The 17,076-nt window shown below is 50.9% G+C and carries 13 protein-coding genes; all 13 read left to right on the top strand.

What is annotated here, in order from left to right:
- Nucleotides 1-20: 20 nt before the first annotated feature.
- The 13 genes from pflB to HQN87_RS06645 all read left to right on the top strand — a co-directional run bounded on the left by pflB (nucleotide 21) and on the right by HQN87_RS06645 (nucleotide 17,073).
- The gene (gene pflB / locus HQN87_RS06705) at nucleotides 21-2,282 is read left to right on the top strand and encodes a formate C-acetyltransferase (RefSeq protein WP_173129653.1); all 2,262 of its coding nucleotides are present in this window, start codon (nucleotides 21-23) and stop codon (nucleotides 2,280-2,282) included.
- Nucleotides 2,283-2,403: 121 nt separating this feature from the next.
- A complete protein-coding gene (gene pflA, locus HQN87_RS06700; protein ID WP_173129650.1) occupies nucleotides 2,404-3,141 on the top strand; it encodes a pyruvate formate-lyase-activating protein in 738 nt (245 codons plus the stop codon).
- Between the two features lie 196 nt (nucleotides 3,142-3,337).
- A complete protein-coding gene (locus HQN87_RS06695; RefSeq protein WP_173129647.1) occupies nucleotides 3,338-4,744 on the top strand; it encodes an extracellular solute-binding protein in 1,407 nt (468 codons plus the stop codon).
- A 154-nt stretch (nucleotides 4,745-4,898) separates the two neighbouring features.
- Nucleotides 4,899-5,783 carry a carbohydrate ABC transporter permease gene (locus HQN87_RS06690; RefSeq protein WP_173129644.1) on the top strand — a complete coding sequence of 295 codons (885 nt, stop codon included), beginning with the start codon at nucleotides 4,899-4,901 and terminating at the stop codon, nucleotides 5,781-5,783.
- Complete coding sequence (locus HQN87_RS06685; RefSeq protein ID WP_173129641.1) at nucleotides 5,783-6,613, top strand: carbohydrate ABC transporter permease; 831 nt, start codon at nucleotides 5,783-5,785, stop codon at nucleotides 6,611-6,613. The genes HQN87_RS06690 and HQN87_RS06685 overlap by 1 nt, the downstream gene beginning before the upstream one ends.
- Nucleotides 6,614-6,640: 27 nt before the next feature.
- A complete protein-coding gene (locus HQN87_RS06680; RefSeq protein ID WP_173129638.1) occupies nucleotides 6,641-8,494 on the top strand; it encodes a cache domain-containing sensor histidine kinase in 1,854 nt (617 codons plus the stop codon).
- Nucleotides 8,472-9,263: a response regulator transcription factor gene (locus HQN87_RS06675; protein ID WP_173129635.1), complete on the top strand. Its 792-nt coding sequence runs from the start codon at nucleotides 8,472-8,474 to the stop codon at nucleotides 9,261-9,263. Before HQN87_RS06680 ends, HQN87_RS06675 begins: the two co-directional genes overlap by 23 nt.
- A gap of 294 nt (nucleotides 9,264-9,557) precedes the next feature.
- Entirely contained in the window at nucleotides 9,558-11,843 is a 2,286-nt protein-coding gene (locus HQN87_RS06670) for a stalk domain-containing protein (RefSeq protein WP_173129632.1), read from the top strand.
- Nucleotides 11,844-12,017: 174 nt separating this feature from the next.
- A complete protein-coding gene (locus HQN87_RS06665) occupies nucleotides 12,018-12,479 on the top strand; it encodes a Fur family transcriptional regulator (protein ID WP_173129630.1) in 462 nt (153 codons plus the stop codon).
- Between the two features lie 2 nt (nucleotides 12,480-12,481).
- The gene (yidD, locus tag HQN87_RS06660; RefSeq protein ID WP_173129627.1) at nucleotides 12,482-12,745 is read left to right on the top strand and encodes a membrane protein insertion efficiency factor YidD; all 264 of its coding nucleotides are present in this window, start codon (nucleotides 12,482-12,484) and stop codon (nucleotides 12,743-12,745) included.
- Nucleotides 12,746-13,110: 365 nt separating this feature from the next.
- On the top strand, nucleotides 13,111-15,144 hold the full coding sequence (gene metG / locus HQN87_RS06655; protein ID WP_173129624.1) for a methionine--tRNA ligase: 2,034 nt from the start codon (nucleotides 13,111-13,113) through the stop codon (nucleotides 15,142-15,144).
- 159 nt (nucleotides 15,145-15,303) lie between these two features.
- A complete protein-coding gene (locus HQN87_RS06650) occupies nucleotides 15,304-16,290 on the top strand; it encodes a metal ABC transporter solute-binding protein, Zn/Mn family (RefSeq protein ID WP_173129621.1) in 987 nt (328 codons plus the stop codon).
- Between the two features lie 33 nt (nucleotides 16,291-16,323).
- On the top strand, nucleotides 16,324-17,073 hold the full coding sequence (locus HQN87_RS06645; RefSeq protein ID WP_173129618.1) for a metal ABC transporter ATP-binding protein: 750 nt from the start codon (nucleotides 16,324-16,326) through the stop codon (nucleotides 17,071-17,073).
- Nucleotides 17,074-17,076: the final 3 nt, after the last annotated feature.

Here is a 17,076-nt window from a genome sequence, read left to right as displayed (position 1 = left end):
TATAAATGGAGGGATTTAGCATGTCGGTGATTGAAAAAGAAGTACAAGAGGTTAAGTCGGGCTGGAGAAGTTTTGCAAAAGGTACATGGGCTAAGAAAGTTGACGTTAACAACTTTATCGCCAAGAACATCAAGCCTTACGAAGGAAACGAAGAATTCCTTGTAGGTCCTACCAGCAATACTACTGAACTGTGGAAGATTATCTCCCAACTGAGCAAGGAAGAAAGAGAAAGAGGCGGCGTATGGGATGTATCCCTCGATACTGTCTCCACCATTACTTCCCACAACCCGGGATACATTGACAAAGACAAGGAACAGATTGTAGGCGTTCAGACTGATGCGCCATTCAGACGTTCCATTCAACCGTTCGGCGGTATCAAGATGATGATCGACGCTACTAAGGCTTACGGCTTCGAGCTTCCGCAGAATATCGTTGACATGTTCACGAACATCCGCAAAACGCATAACCAAGGCGTATTTGATGCATATACACCAGACATGAGAGCTGTGCGTAAATCCGGTGTAATCACAGGTCTTCCTGATGCTTATGGCCGCGGACGCATCATCGGCGACTATCGCCGTATTGCTCTGTACGGTATTGATTTCCTGATCAAGGACAAGAAGCAACAACTGACTGAGCTTGAAGTGGATTCCATGACAGAAGACGTCATTCGTCTTCGTGAAGAACTGTCCGAGCAAATGCGCGCTCTTGGCGAACTGAAGCAAATGGCTGCAGCTCACGGTATGGATATTTCCAAGCCGGCTATGAACTTCAAAGAAGCTACACAATGGGTATACTTCGGTTATCTGGCAGCAGTGAAAGAGCAGAACGGTGCGGCAATGTCCCTTGGACGCGTATCCTCCTTCCTCGACATCTATGTACAACGTGACTTTGAAGAAGGCACTCTTACTGAAGAACAAGCTCAAGAAATCGTTGACCATTTCGTAATGAAGCTGCGTATCGTGAAGTTCCTGCGTACGCCTGATTATAACGACCTGTTCTCCGGCGATCCTACTTGGGTAACTGAATCCATCGGTGGTATGGCTGAAGACGGTACAACACGTGTAACCAAGAACAGCTTCCGCTTCCTGCATACCCTGTACAATCTGGGACCTGCACCGGAACCTAACCTGACTGTACTGTGGTCCGAGAAGTTGCCTGAAGGCTTCAAGAAATATTGTGCCAAGGTTTCCATCGAAACCAGTGCCATCCAATATGAGAACGATGATGTAATGCGTCCATACTGGGGCGAAGATTATGCGATTGCCTGCTGCGTATCCCCAATGCGTATCGGTAAGCAAATGCAGTTCTTCGGTGCCCGTGCCAACCTGGCAAAAGCTCTGCTGTATGCTATCAACGGTGGTGTGGATGAGAAATCCGGCGCTCAGGTAGGTCCTGAATATCCGGCGATTACTTCCGAATATCTGGATTACAATGAAGTAATGAAACGTTTCAAACCAATGATGGAATGGCTGGCTAAGACTTATGTCAACACGCTGAACATCATTCACTATATGCATGACAAATATTCCTACGAACGTATCGAAATGGCGCTGCATGACCGCGACATTCTGCGTACAATGGCTTGCGGTATCGCCGGACTGTCCGTTGCTGCTGACTCCCTGAGCGCCATTAAATATGCGAAGGTTAAACCGATTCGCAACGAACAAGGCATTGCCATCGACTTCGAAACTGAAGGTGAGTTCCCTTGCTACGGTAACAACGACGATGCTGTTGACAACATCGCAGTTGAGCTGGTTGAAACCTTCATGTCGATGATCCGCAAAAACAAAACTTACCGTGATGCTGTGCCGACTCAATCGGTACTGACAATCACTTCAAATGTTGTATACGGCAAGAAGACTGGTACAACTCCAGACGGACGTAAAAAAGGCGAACCATTCGCTCCTGGTGCTAACCCAATGCACGGACGCGACAAGAAGGGCGCCCTGGCATCCCTGAACTCTGTTGCGAAACTGCCTTACTCCGATGCACAGGATGGTATCTCCAACACCTTCTCCATCGTTCCTAAGGCACTGGGTAAAGACGAAGATTCCCGTAAGTCCAACCTGGTCTTCATGATGGACGGATATTTCCACAATAACGCTCAGCACTTGAACGTTAACGTATTTAACCGTGAGCAACTGCTTGACGCTATGGATCACCCAGAGAACTATCCGCAATTGACCATCCGTGTATCCGGCTATGCTGTTAACTTCATCAAGCTGACCCGTGAACAACAGATGGATGTTATCAACCGTACGTTCCACGATTCCATGTAAGAATGGTTCTTGCTCTAAAAGAATTGAGATAATGAAGGAGCTGCCGCCCTTGAAAGAGGGCGGTAAACTCTTGTTAAAAATTAATTAAAATTTTAAGGTTTTTTTGAAAGGATGACATCTCATGCTTAAAGGACATATCCACTCCTTGGAAACGTTTGGAACGGTGGATGGCCCGGGTATCCGCTTCGTGCTTTTTATGCAGGGCTGCCTGCTTAAATGTCAGTATTGCCACAACCCGGATACCTGGGAACTGAATGAAGGCAAGGAAATGACCGTCGAGGAAGTGTTGGCGGAAATTGAGCCCTACCTGAATTATTATAAAACCTCCGGCGGCGGGCTTACGGTATCCGGCGGTGAACCGACACTGCAGGCGCATTTCGTCAAACAGTTATTCACCGAGGTGAAGAAACGCTGGAACCTGCATACCACGCTTGATACCAACGGCTATAATGACGGCTCCAAAATCAGCGATTTGCTGGATGTTACCGATCTGGTACTCTTGGATCTGAAGCATATTGATGATGAAGCTCACATCAAGCTGACCGGTAAATCCAATGATCGTACCTTGAAGCTGGCCCGCTGGCTATCAGATAATAACCGTAAAATGTGGATTCGCCATGTGTACGTTCCCGGCATTCACAATAAGGAAGAGGATCTGCAGAATCTCGGCCGCTTCATTGGCACGCTGAATGGAGTAGAGAAATTCGAAATCCTGCCTTATCATGTGATGGGCATCTACAAATGGAAGGAGCTGAACCGTCCCTACGAGCTTGAAGGGGTGGAATCACCTTCCGACGAGGAAGTGCAGCGTGCGTACCGGCTGATTGAAGAAGGCCGCAACCAGTCTGCTCTGGTATAATCTCATACCTATAATGAACAAGCGGAGCTTCCATTTGAGAAGCTTCGCTTTTTTGATGTCATTAAACCTGACTGATTTCGCTTACATTAGAGGATTTTATCCCTATTGAAGATGAATCTTAACCTTACGATTACCCAGTTGATTTCCTATAATTAGAATTGTAAGGGAAACCACTAAATAGGGAGGGTCACCCGTAATGAGAAAAAGCTTAACACTGCTATTGTCCCTGATGTTTGTTACCTCAGCACTGCTGACTGGCTGTGGAGACACGAAAAATAATGCGGCCAACAACAAAGGGGAAGCGGCTGCGACCAATGAGGCGGCTGCTACCACCGCAGCAGCTACGGAAGAACCGGTTAGCGCTGAGCCTTTTGAAATGACAGTACGTCATACCCAGGTAGGTGCAGACAAGCAGAAACGGCTGGCGATTCTGGAGGATGTGGTTGGCAAAGTGCAGGCAGATGTGCCTGGACTCACCTTCAAGCTGGATGGTGTAGATTCGGATGTGAACCGTAAGGAGAAGCTGCGCGGTGAAATGGCGGCCGGCAATCCGCCGGAGATCTTCGACCTGTTCGGCAGTCCGGATTCTAAGATCTATGCCAAAGAAGGCAAGCTGCTTGATCTGACCCCGATTCTGGATGAATTAGGCATTAAGGATAAGTTCTCCAATCTGGACCCGTTCACATATGAAGGTAAAATCTATGGCCTGCCCATCGGCGGCTCAGGTGAAGGCTTCTTCTATAATAAAGAGTACTATACCGGTAAGGGCTGGAAGGCTCCGGCCACCTTCGCCGAACTGGAGCAGCAATTGGCCGATATCAAGGCTGACGGTAAAGTGCCGCTTGCCGGTGCCTCCAAGGCGGGCTGGGTACCGCTGATGCTTGCGAACCATCTCTGGTCCCGGTATGCCGGACCGGATGTTACCGCCAAGTTCGCTACCGGTGAAGCGAAGTGGAATGACCCGAATGTGATCAAGGGCTTGGCGAAATACAAGGAATGGGTGGATAAAGGCTACTTCAAGAAGGGCGAGCTCGGCTTCGAGTATGCTGAATATACAACCCAGTTCACCAGCGGTGAAGCGATCCTGATGTATGATGGCACCTGGAAGTCTTCCGTATTCAAGGCTGGACAATCCGGAGAAGGTCTGATTGGCAAAGTCGGCTTCTTCAATATTCCGCCGGTTGACGGAGGAGTAGGCGACCAGACTGCCCTAATGCGTGATGTGAACAACGGTTATGGCTTCTCGGCTTCAGCAGGTGAAGATGAGCGCAAGCTTGCGGCGGTCAAATCCTTCATTAAGAATATGTTCAATGAAGAAATGCAGCTGCGCGGTCTGGTGGAAGACGGGGTACTGCCGGCTATGAAGGTTGATCAGGCTGTGCTGAATAAGAATATTACGGATGATCTGATGAGTGAGATTGTAGCGGTGCTTAACAGCTCCCAGTCTTCCTTCCCGGCCTTTGACTCCCTGGTGCAGGCAGATGTGACCACCGAGATCAGCAATATCCAGATTCAGAGCCTGATTGGCGGGCAGACGACTCCTGAGAAGATGGGCGATGCCCTGCAGAAGATACAGGAAGAGGCCAACGCAGCAGTTGAATAACAGGCGGTAAATGGAATGTACCCTGGTGCTTGCTCCAGGGTGCATTTTTAAAGAGATATAGGTTTCGGGGTCCCCGCAAAGTTCCTGAGTGAGCCTCGAAGCTATAGCCCCACTGTGTGGGGTAGAGTGATGTCTAAGCAATTTGGAGGTAGTTATGAATAAGGCACTGAGAAACCCTCTGGTGTTCATCCTGTTTGTGATCCCGGCAATGGTTCTGTTCATTATGTTCTTCATCTATCCCATCTTCAGCTCCATCTACTATAGCTTCACCAGCTGGAATGGGGTATCCGATACGGTCAAATACGCCGGACTGGACAATTTCAAAAAAGCCCTGGGAGATGAACGCTTCTGGGTTTCTGTTAAAAATAACGGCTGGTTCATTCTGTTCTCCGTAGGGGTACAGGTGCCGCTGATTGTCTTCTTCTCCTTATTGATTGCTAATGTGAAGAAGCTGAAGGGGCTGTATAAGACGGCTGTATTCATGCCATCTATTATGTCTACTGCGGTTATAGGGATTCTCTGGGGCTTCATCTATGAGCCGAATATTGGCTTGTTCAACAAAGTGCTTGGCCTTGTCGGCATTGAGCCTGTCTACTGGCTGTCGGATGAACGCTTCGCCATGCTGTCAATTCTGATTACGAACGCCTGGCAGTGGACCGGATTCTACATTGTGATGGTGCTGGCGGCCATTCTTTCCATTCCAGGTGAACTGGACGAGGCTGCTGCGATAGACGGCGCTACAGGGTTCCAGCGGGCCACACGCATCACTCTGCCGCTGATAGTTCCGATTATCTCGGTAGTGATTATGCTGTCGATTGCCGGAGCGATGAAGGCAGCTGATATCGTCATTGTCATGACCAAAGGCGGTCCTGCAGGTTCAACAGAGGTGATGGCCACCTACATGATCAAATATGCGATTACCAACTTCAAATACGGGTATGGCAATACCATCGCCGTTCTGATCTTCATGTTCACGCTCGTGGTAACCGCTCTCTACCAGCTGGTGTTTGCCCGCCGTACGGAAAGGATTGAATACTGATGCCGCGCGCTCTGAAGAAAAGTCTGCCGCACATCGCCTTGCTCGGGTATCTGCTTATTGTGCTGTTCCCGTTCCTCTTCGTCCTGTTCTCCTCGGTGAAGAAGGATAACAATGCGATTGCCCTGAATCCTTTTGGCATCCCGAAAAGCTTTGAATTCTCCAACTATGTGGAAGCCTGGGTGAACGCCAAGATCAGCACTTATTTTTTCAACAGCTTATATATTTCGATTCTGGCTTCTGTGGTCTCTATTCTGCTGGCTTCGATGTTTGCCTTTGCGGTCACCCGGATGCGCCAGGGCAAGTGGAACCAGATTCTGTTCTCGCTGGTCCTGATCGGGATGCTGATTCCGAACAACGCGCTGATGCTGCCCATCTACACGATTGTCCGCAAGCTGCATATCCTGAATACGCACTGGGCGCTGATCATTCCCTACATCGCCAATGCGATTCCGTTCACGATTATTATTCTGGCGGCATTCATGCGTTCCCTGCCCAGTGAAATTGAAGAAGCGGCGGTCATGGATGGCTTGAAGGCCCCGGGTATCTTTGCTAAAATTATTGTACCTTTGACAGTTCCTGCTATGGTTACGGTATTCATTGTTAATTTCCTGGGAAATTGGAACGAGTTCCTGCTGGCCAACTATTTCCTCTCCAATGACGAGCTGCGCACGCTCCCTGTGGGCATGGTCCAATTCCGCGACCAGTATCAGATGAATTACGCTCAGATGTCGGCGGGGATTGTGTTCAGTGTAGTTCCGGTTATTGTGATCTATGCCATTTTGCAGGAGAAGATTATTGAAGGCGTTACCGCAGGCAGTGTAAAAGGATAACATCATTTTTGTCAGGAGTCCGGGCCGATGAATCTGCGCTACAAATTATTTACGGCATTCTTAGGCCTGATTATCATTCCGTTATTCATTCTTGGCATGATTATGTTCTTTGTCACTTATAATTCGATAGAGAAGAAGTACAGCCAGCAGTCCGAATATTCGCTAAAAGCGATCAGTTACAGTATTTCCAGTGTGTTCAAGGATATGGACAATGTGACAGACAACGGAATTGCGACCTCGGTGTTTCATATGGCGCTGAGCGCGGATGATCCCTCCACCCAGGATTTGACCGATGCCGAGCAGCTTAGTCTGAACGCCAGCCAGCGCAACTTCCGCAGTCTGCTCTATAATCATCCGTCGATCAGCTATGCCTTCCTGTATAACTTCAATGGCAAAGGCAGCTCGGAGATCGTATCGGTCTTCAATAAAGAGAACTTCCGCACACTTCCCTACGATAAATTCAAAGGCAGCGAGCTTTACCAGGAGGTTATGAAGCTTAACGGGGTCCCGAAATGGCTGGCACCGCATGAGTATCCCGAACTGACGGGGACGGAGGCTGTGTTCACGCAAATCCGGCTGATTAAGGAGCTTAGCTTCTTTCAGAACATCGGCATTCTGGTCGTCCAGATCAAGAACTGGGAGTTCGAGTCGATATTCCGCAATCTTAAGATCGGGGGTACCGACCAGAAGGTGTCTTTCATGCTGGTTAATGATGACGGGATGATTCTCCTTGACCCGGACCGGAAGCTGGACGGACAGGATTTTCGTGATTTCACCACGAAGGATATAACGTTCAAACCTGGTTTTCAGAGCTTCAAGACACAGTTCGACGGCTCCAAAAGCATTCTGTCGGTTTACCATCTGAAGGACTATCCCTGGAGCCTGGTCTCCGTCACCTCCTGGGGCTCCCTGTCTCGTGAGGTAACAGTATTTGCCCGCTGGTTCGTGATCGTGATGTTTCTGTGCCTGCTCGGAGCCGTCATCTTCAATCTGTTCTTCATGAACCGGATTACAGGAGGAATTGCTGTAATCGTGCGCTTCATGCGCCGGGTGGAGGACGGGGACCTTACGACCCGTGTCGAGGAGAAGGGCAATGATGAAATGACGCTGCTGGCCAGAGGCTTCAATGATCTCATGGACAAAATCAACACGCTGTTCAGCAGGGTTCATGTCGAGCAGCAGCGTAAGAACCAGGCGGAAATGCGCGTGCTGCAGGCGCAGATCAAGCCGCATTTTCTATTCAATACCCTGGAGTCGATCAATGTGCTGGCTGTGCAGAATGAAGGCCGCAAGGTCAGTGAGATGGTATACCGGCTGGCTAGCATCCTGCGGATCAGCATTCAGGACAGGGATGAAATTACGCTGGAGGAAGAGATTAAGCATCTGCGCAATTATCTGGACATCCAGAAATTCCGGTTCGAGGATCTGTTCGATTACGAGCTGGAGGTACCCGTAGAGCTGCTGGGCTGCGGGATTCTGAAGCTTACGCTCCAGCCGCTGGTGGAGAACAGCATTCAGCACGGTTTTGAGGGGATCGGGTACAAGGGTTTGTTGAGCGTTAAGGTCTGGGAGACCCAAGGTAATCTGATTCTGCGGATACAGGATAACGGGATCGGGATGACTCCGTCCCAGCTGTCCATGTTTCAGTATATGGTGAACGATACTGCAGAGCAGAAGCCGGAGGGTAAGCCGGGTCAGGGTATACATCTCGAACGGCGGGGGCTGGGAGTCCGCAGTGTCGCAGACCGCATACGTATAGAATATGGCGACCTGTACGGGATTTTCATATGTGCCAGTCCAGGTGAAGGAACGATCATCCAGTGCGTCATCCCAAAATACGGGCAGGGGGAAGATCATTATGCTAAAAGTATTATTGGTTGACGATGAGGCGCCTATCCTGAATAATCTGAACAGAGTTCTGCCCTGGCAGGACATGGGGATGGAGGTTGCGGGGATGGCCCGCAGCGGAATGGAAGCTCTGCGCATGGCTGAGGAGCAGCCGCCGGATCTGGTGCTCTGCGATATCCGTATGCCGGTGATGGATGGCCTGGTGTTCATCGGGAAGCTGCGGGAGATGGGGCTGGAGAGCGAAGTGCTGCTGCTCAGCGGCTATCAGGAATTCGATTATGCGCGCGAAGCGATCCGTCTGGGCGTGAAGGAGTACATCTGCAAGCCGATCCACTACGGGGAGTTGGGTGACAAGGTGCGGGAGATCGGCGCGCTTATCCGCAGCAAGCAGTACAAGGATAAATTGTATAACAGCATTCCGTTGTTCCAGGAAGTTCCCGCGGCTGAGGATACCGTCAAAAAAACACCGGAGCAGCTCATGAATCAAGCCGTACAATACATTACGGAGCGCCTGAATGCTGACCTGGGCATCGACGAGGTGGCGAACAGGATCGGCATCAGCAGTAGTTATTTCTGCCTGTTGTTCAAAAACCATTTTGCGATGACCTTCGTGGAGTATATCACGCAGCAGCGGATTGAAGCGGCCAAATTCATGCTATCAAGCAGCGATAAAAGCATCACCGTTATCAGCTCCGGGGTCGGCTATCAGGAACGTCGTTATTTCACCAAGGTATTCCAGAAGCAGACGGGAATGACGCCCAAGGAATACCGCAGCAAGTACAGGACGGCTGAAGTCCGTTAGTTCATAGTCAGGATGGAAGAATGGCGGTTGTCCCGGGAGAGGGCAATCGTTTTTTTTGTGTCAACATATTGGATGTTATCTAGTAATTAATGGATAATCTTTGATTTTCTTTTACATGGAATGAAACTTTTCGCTGTTCCTTGCGTCTAATACTATGTTTTGTAAAATGAACGTGGCAAAATATACTGCCGTCCTGCGAAGGGCGGTTGCGTTTTTGCGGGGATTATAAGGTGGAGAGAAAGCAATGAAGATACTGCCTTATACACTACAAATGGGAGCAGAAGGAGTCGTACAATGAATTTGAAAAAAATGTTTTTAGTGGCAGTATTGGCTGTGTCGCAGTCCGTGGCAGCCGTTCCGGCTTTTGCAGCGCCTGTCAGCACACAGACTACAACAACCGAGAATGTGGGCGCAGCGGTAGACACAGAGGTAACACCGCTTCAGCCTGAGGCAACAGATCCGCTGCCGCCGCTTGTTACCGAGCCGCCAGCAGGTACAGTGATTCCAACCCCAACACCGGTTCCGGCAGTAGTTGTTCCTACAGCAACACCAGCTCCGGGAGTAACGGAAACACCGATTCCGGCGGCTACTGTAGCTCCTGAGGCTACTATTGCTCCTGTTGACGGTACTATGCCAACGGATGCGGCAATGCCTACAGCTACTCCGCCGGTTGCCACTCCAGGTATGACTACCTCTTCTACAGGCGGAGGCCAGCTGATCCTGATGATGAACAGCAACAAGATGTTCAGAAATGGTACCCCGTACACTGCCAATCAGCCAATGGCTGTCAAGAATGGTGTCTCGTATGTATCCATTCGGGCAATGGTGGAGATGGTCGGCGTTGCCTTCACTTATGACGCCAAGACCAAAGAGGTTATTGTGACCAAGGGCACCAGCATTATGCGGTTCAAGACGGACAGCAAGATATACACAGTCGATGGTACCAAGGTTACCATGAAGGGTCCTGCTTACCAGTTCAAAGGCACCTTCATGATTCCGTTAACCTCTATAACTTCTGCACTCAAAATTCCCTACACCGTTGACAATGTGCAGAAGCGGGTTATTCTTACGCTGAATACGAAGCCGACAGCCTCCTTCACCGTTCAGCCGAAGGAAATCTATGCCGGTGAGACTACAGTGAATTATCTGACCACCAGTTCTTCACCAAACGGTGTTCCTATTGTTGAAGAGCTGTGGAGCGGCAATAAGATGGATGTGTATGATCAGCCGGGATTCTATACGATTACTTATTCTGTGCGTGATGCGAATAACCTGTGGAGTGATCCTTACCCGGTAACGATCCAGGTATTGCAGCCTAACCAGCCGCCAGTGGCTCAATTCACAACAGACAAAGAAGAATACAAAATGGGTGAGCCGGTAACCCTGACGGATACCAGCTATGATCCTGAGAATGAAGAGCTGACGGTCACCTGGAACAACCGGGCCCTGGCTTACTTTAACCCGGGACCGACGTCTATTCAGCTGACGGTTACGGATAAGCACGGTCTTAGCAGTACTTTTGAGAAGACGATTACAATCACCAGTGAACAACTGTATACGCAGGATGAAGTAACGAAGCTGTTCACCATTCCGGGGGATATCATCAGCATGGACGGCGGACTGATCCCGGCGCTTCCTAACCTGCCGTATACGCTGTCGTCCGAAGGCTACTTGTTGATCCGCAGTAACAGTCCTGAGACCGTTAATACGGAAGGCGTACTGTACCGTGAGAGCTCTGTAGGCAATACTCGCTTCCTTGTGCACCATATGAACAACATGGCTACCAGACAGAAACTCTACGTAATTGCTACGAACAACAACCTGTATCCGACGACAATTAAGATCCAGTACCTGGGTATTGCCGGTCCGGTTGTATCACCGGAATATACGGGTAAGATTTCGATTCAGAAATATTTTGATTCCATGGTAACAGGGGCAACCCAATCAGAAATTACCCTGCAGCCGGGTCAAAGCATCCCTATTATGACTGATCTGAACAAGATTGCCATGAAGCCCAAAGAAGTACTATCGCTTAGTGCGGATCTGTTCAGTGATTTGCCGGTGCAATACAACGTAGTGATGGTGGAACAATCCAAAGATCCGGTCGCTGAGCTGCCATACCTGCCTGTTCTCGACCGCGATGGTGTGCATACCCGGGGAACCTTTCCTGATTCTACGCGCATCATGAATGTGACGGATCTGGTGGGTGCCACACAATCCAAGCTGATTCTGGGCGATAACGTCAACGACAAGAACCTGGATGGCATTGACCCGATGAACCAAACTACAGCCTCGAATGCCGGTAACTTCGGCGTGCTGTACAAAATTGTCCTGGAACGAGTTGCGGCGAACACCCTGATTACCTTCAACCCTCGTGGAGGCGGTTATCTGGGATCTGTTCTGGTGAACGGCACGATTGTAAATCTGCCGAACAAGGGCAAATTAGATAAGTCGGACATGAATGCGGTAGTCTATCGTACCGGAGAATACGAAGGAAGAGTGGAGCTTGTCTTCTCCGTGGCTTCCGGCAGTAATCTGCCCGTTAACTTCGTCTTCACTCCGCTTCCGGCCAAGAAATAAATATTCTCTATAGCACAGACGGCAGCGTTCCTGATGGAACGGCTGCCGTTTTGTTTTCTGATGCAGATCTGTGGATACGGGAGCTCGAAGGCAGTTTTATTGACGGGGCAGTGCTTTTGGGGCATTATAAAGAGAGTGCAATACAAACGACCTAATTTTATGGGAGATGAGCGAATGCTGTCGACAGATCAAATACTGGAAGCCATGTCGGGGCAGGGGCTGCGAATCACCGATCAGCGCAAGACGCTTGCCAGATTATTCGGCGAGAATACGGGATATTTGTCTGCGAAGGATGTATATGAGCATATGGGCCGCAAGTACAGCGGGCTCAGCTTCGATACGGTCTACCGCAACCTGCGTGTCATGGAGGAGCTTGGGGTACTGGAGCAGATTGTATTTGAAGAAGGTGTCAAATTCAAGGCAAGCTGCAGTCAGGATCACCATCACCATCATATGATTTGTCTTCAATGCATGAAGACTTACCCGATTCAGTTCTGTCCGATGAATCTAACAGATCCGCCCGATCAGTTCCGGGTGGTCAAGCATAAATTTGAGGTGTTCGGTTACTGTAAGGATTGTGAGCAGGGAAGAGAAGAAGTGCCGGCTGTGGCGACTCACGGCAAAGAGGGGCACTGAATATGGCTACCTTACGAAGAACGGTACAGGCCCCTATCCGGGTCTACCGCAAGTTCATCTCGCCGCTGAAGCCTGCAACCTGCCGGTTCTACCCTACTTGTTCGGCGTATGCGCTGGAGGCCATCGAGGTTCACGGTGCACTGAAGGGCTCGTGGTTGGCTGCGCGGCGGATTGCCCGCTGCCATCCCTTCCATCCGGGGGGGCTTGACCCGGTGCCACCCCGCGAGGAGCAATCCTCCGGGAAGAAGCCGCTGCATACGACTTGACATGGACAGCTTGGATGGGTATATTTTGAATAATACGTAATATTCCGAGGAACGGATGAGTAGATGTGGACGACCATTACAGAGAGCCGGGTGCTGCTGGGAGCCGGTATGGGATGCCAGATTGAATATGGTCCGGGAGGATCTGTATTCGAGCGGGAGCCGGTAGTCACGGCTGCGTAAGATAACAGCGTGTTCCAGCGTTAATGGACAGTTCCGAGAAGGGACTGGCGAAGCCTGTGCTCTGTGAGGAGCCGGGGAACTTTGGGTGGTATCGCGTGAGTATACTCTCGCCCCATATAGGGGCGGGAGTTTTTTGCGTCAGGATATGTAAATACGAGATGGTATAACGAAGGGATGACAACAGAATGAGTGAGAACAAAACCTTTTATCTAACAACACCGATCTATTATCCGAGCGACAAGCTGCACATTGGACATGCGTATTCGACAGTAGCCGGTGATGCTATGGCCCGCTACAAACGTCTGCGCGGCTATGAGGTGCGCTACCTGACAGGAACAGACGAGCATGGGCAGAAGATTGAAGAGAAGGCAGGCAAGGCAGGCAAGACCCCTCAGGAGTTCGTGGACGGGATTGTGGTAGGCATTAAGGATCTGTGGAAGAAGCTGGACATCTCCAATGATGACTTCATCCGTACCACTGAGGATCGCCACAAGAAGGTGGTTGCTGATATTTTTGACCGCCTGCTGAAGCAGGGCGATATCTACAAAGGAGAATATGAAGGCTGGTACTGTATTTCGGATGAGACCTTCTACACCGAGACCCAGCTCGTAGACATTGAGCGTGACTCAGACGGCAAGATTACCGGCGGCAAAAGCCCGGACAGCGGCCATCCGGTGGAGCTGGTCAAGGAAGAGAGCTACTTCTTCCGCATGAGCAAATATGCTGACCGCCTCTTGCAGTTCTACGAGGAGAACCCGGAGTTTATCCTGCCGGAATCGCGTAAGAATGAGATGATTAACAACTTCATCAAGCCGGGTCTGGAGGATCTTGCCGTCTCCCGTACAACCTTTGACTGGGGTGTGAAGGTAAAGGGTGACGAGAAGCATGTGGTGTATGTGTGGATTGATGCGCTTACCAACTATATTACTGCTCTTGGCTATGGCTCGGAGGACCGCAGTCTGTACGAGAAGTACTGGCCTGCGGATGTACACATCGTCGGAAAGGAAATTGTCCGTTTCCATACGATTTACTGGCCGATCATTCTGATGGCGCTGGGTGAACCGCTGCCGAAGAAGGTCTTCGCACACGGCTGGCTGCTGATGAAGGACGGTAAAATGTCCAAGTCCAAGGGCAATGTGGTTGATCCAGTTACCCTGATTGACCGCTACGGACTGGATGCCCTGCGTTATTACCTGCTGCGCGAGGTTCCCTTCGGCTCGGACGGAACCTTCACGCCGGAGAGCTTCGTGGACCGCGTTAACTACGACCTGGCTAATGACCTGGGCAATCTGCTGAACCGGACCGGAGCGATGGTGGAGAAATACTTCGGCGGCGAGCTTCCGGCTTACGCAGGCCAGGTAACCCCGTTTGACGGTGAACTTGAGACGGCCGTGCAGAACACTTATGCCAAGGTCGAAGAAGCGATGGAGAAGATGGAATTCTCCGTAGCCCTGACTGCGATTGGCGCGCTGATCAGCCGGACGAACAAATATATCGACGAGACCCAGCCATGGGTACTCGCCAAGGACGAGAGCCGCAGCGGGGAGCTGGCTTCGGTGATGAGACATCTGGTAGAGGGACTGCGCACCGCGTCCATTCTGCTGCAGCCGTTCCTGACCGGCGCTCCCGCGAAGATCTGGGAGCAGCTTGGCATCCAGCCGGGCGAGCTGACCACCTGGGAGAGCGGCAGATCCTTCGGCCTGATTCCAGCGGGAACCAAGCTTGTGAAGGGCGACCCGATCTTCCCGCGCCTGGATGTGGCGCAGGAGGTGGCGTACATCGCCGAAGCGATGGGAGCCGGCAAGCCTGCAGAAGCAGCTGCGGAAGCTGCGCCTGCAGGGGCTGCTGTGACTCCGGAAGCGGCGGGTGCCGATCCGGAGGAAGAGGAGCATAAGGAAGAAATCGGCATCGACGATTTCGCCAAAGCAGAGCTGCGCGTAGCCCAGGTCATCGCCTGCGAGCCGGTGAAGAAGGCGGACAAGCTGCTGAAGCTGCAGCTCGATCTTGGATACGAGCAGCGCCAGGTCGTATCCGGCATTGCGAAGTTCTACACACCGGAGGAGCTGGTGGGGCGCAAGGTGATCTGTATTGTGAACCTGAAGCCGGTGAAGCTGCGCGGCGAGCTGTCGCAGGGCATGATCCTGGCCGCTTCCAAGGGCGAGCAGCTGACGATCGCTACTGTACCGGACAGTATGCCGAATGGAGCCATTGTGAAGTAAAGGCAGGCTGAGCCTAACCGCATTAGATAAGATAAGCGCAATCCCCGCAGGCACCAGGCAGCGGGGATTGCTGTGCTTACAGATCGGAGTTGACTTATCGTAACCATTACTATTATAATTCTAATAGTAAAATTTACGATTTAAGGGGTCGATAGAGAAATGTTGTATAAAAGCTTACAAAAAGGGCTGTTGTCCTCCGCTGTCCTGCTGCTTGTACTGGCACTCGCCGCATGCGGACCTAAGAGCAGCGGCAGCATCACCGAGGGGAAAGTTAATGTTATTACTACCTTTTATCCCATATATGAATTCGCTATTGAAATCGGCGGGGAAGATATCAACGCGATCAATCTGCTTCCTGTTGGGGTAGAGCCGCACGACTGGACACCGCGCAGCCAGGATATTATTAATACTTCTAAGGCACAATTGTTCCTTTATAACGGAGCAGGACTTGAAGGCTGGGTGCCTAATTTCCTCAAAAGCCTTGACAGTGACAGTGAAGCCAAGGCCGTGGAAGTCAGCAAAGGGGTGAAGCTGATTATGACCGACGAGGAAGACGGGCATGATCACGGGCATGATCACAGCCACGGTGAAGAAGAAACAGAAGCAGAACATGGCGACAGCCTGCATACGGACCCTCATACCTGGGTGAGTCCGAAGTCGGCGCTTGTCATGGCCAAGAATATCAAGGACAGTCTTCAGGCTGTTGATCCCGCACATACAGCAGGTTATGAAGAGCGTTACCAGAAGCTTGCAGACCGTCTAAGTGCGCTGGATGATAAGTTCACTGAAGAGCTGGGCAAACTGCCTAACAAGGAGATTGTCGTATCTCATCAGGCATTCTCGTATCTGGCACGTGACTACGGCCTGTCGCAGCACGCGATTATGGGGCTGTCACCGGATGCCGAGCCGCGGGGACAGGATCTGGTCAAGCTGGCGGCACTGATTAAGGAAGAGGGCATCCGCTATATTTTCTTCGAGGAGCTGGTGTCCGATAAGCTGGCCAAAACACTGGCAAGTGAGACTGGCGTGTCTACGATGGTACTGAATCCGGTAGAAGGGCTGACCGAGGCGCAGCAGAAGAATGGGGACAATTATTTCACGCTAATGGAGAAAAATTTGCAAAATCTCATTCTGGCCTTACAATAAAAAGGAAAGTATAAGTGAAAGGCGGTACTTCACATGCAACCGGTATCCCTGGACTGCCATCAGCATATGATCGAAATACAGGATTTGTCCTTCTCTTACGGCGAGCAGAAGGTCATCCATAATCTGAATTATACGGTAAAAGAACGGGATTTCCTCGGCATCCTCGGCTCCAACGGTGCGGGTAAGACCACGCTGCTTAAGATGATTGTCGGACTTCTGCCTGCGACCAGCGGGGAGATCAAATTATTCGGCCAGCCGGTGCGGAAGTTCAAGGACTGGGAACGGATCGGCTATGTGCCGCAGAAGAATGCGTTCAACCCTTTGTTCCCGGCGACCGTGCGCGAGGTAGTATTGTCCGGACTGTATAACAACAAGAACCTGATCCGGCGTGTATCCAAAGCCCAGCATAGACAATGTGAGGATGCGCTTGAAGTGATGCGGATTCAGGACATCGCCGAGAAAAGAGTCGGACAGCTGTCCGGCGGCCAGCAGCAGCGTGTCTTCCTGGCCCGCGCGCTGATCAACCATCCGGATCTGCTGATTCTGGATGAGCCTACCGTCGGTATTGATGCCGAGACACAGGCCGGATTCTTCGAGCTGATTATGCACATGCACGCACATCACCACATGACCTTCCTGATGGTCTCGCATGATATCGACATGATGAAGAATTATCTCGGCAGCGAGCCGGTCCAGAAGAACGGTAAGATCAATTTCTACTGCCGCCATTCTCATGATGCCCAGGACTGCGCCGTTGATAATCTGCAGCATACCCTGTCCTGATAG

Origin of the sequence: Paenibacillus tritici (assembly GCF_013204885.1) — a bacterium.
Classification (GTDB): Bacteria; Bacillota; Bacilli; order Paenibacillales; family Paenibacillaceae; genus Paenibacillus_AQ; species Paenibacillus_AQ tritici.
Note: the sequence above shows the minus strand (reverse complement) of the source record. Positions and strands in the feature narration are given on the sequence as shown.

Coding starts and splice junctions, on each gene's coding strand:
- HQN87_RS06665 (WP_173129630.1), top strand. CDS start 12,018: ATGCTGTCGACAGATCAAATACTGGAAGCCATGTCGGGGCAGGGGCTG.
- pflA (WP_173129650.1), top strand. CDS start 2,404: ATGCTTAAAGGACATATCCACTCCTTGGAAACGTTTGGAACGGTGGAT.
- HQN87_RS06675 (WP_173129635.1), top strand. CDS start 8,472: ATGCTAAAAGTATTATTGGTTGACGATGAGGCGCCTATCCTGAATAAT.
- HQN87_RS06690 (WP_173129644.1), top strand. CDS start 4,899: ATGAATAAGGCACTGAGAAACCCTCTGGTGTTCATCCTGTTTGTGATC.
- HQN87_RS06680 (WP_173129638.1), top strand. CDS start 6,641: ATGAATCTGCGCTACAAATTATTTACGGCATTCTTAGGCCTGATTATC.
- HQN87_RS06650 (WP_173129621.1), top strand. CDS start 15,304: ATGTTGTATAAAAGCTTACAAAAAGGGCTGTTGTCCTCCGCTGTCCTG.
- HQN87_RS06695 (WP_173129647.1), top strand. CDS start 3,338: ATGAGAAAAAGCTTAACACTGCTATTGTCCCTGATGTTTGTTACCTCA.
- pflB (WP_173129653.1), top strand. CDS start 21: ATGTCGGTGATTGAAAAAGAAGTACAAGAGGTTAAGTCGGGCTGGAGA.
- HQN87_RS06670 (WP_173129632.1), top strand. CDS start 9,558: ATGAATTTGAAAAAAATGTTTTTAGTGGCAGTATTGGCTGTGTCGCAG.
- yidD (WP_173129627.1), top strand. CDS start 12,482: ATGGCTACCTTACGAAGAACGGTACAGGCCCCTATCCGGGTCTACCGC.
- HQN87_RS06645 (WP_173129618.1), top strand. CDS start 16,324: ATGCAACCGGTATCCCTGGACTGCCATCAGCATATGATCGAAATACAG.
- HQN87_RS06685 (WP_173129641.1), top strand. CDS start 5,783: ATGCCGCGCGCTCTGAAGAAAAGTCTGCCGCACATCGCCTTGCTCGGG.
- metG (WP_173129624.1), top strand. CDS start 13,111: ATGAGTGAGAACAAAACCTTTTATCTAACAACACCGATCTATTATCCG.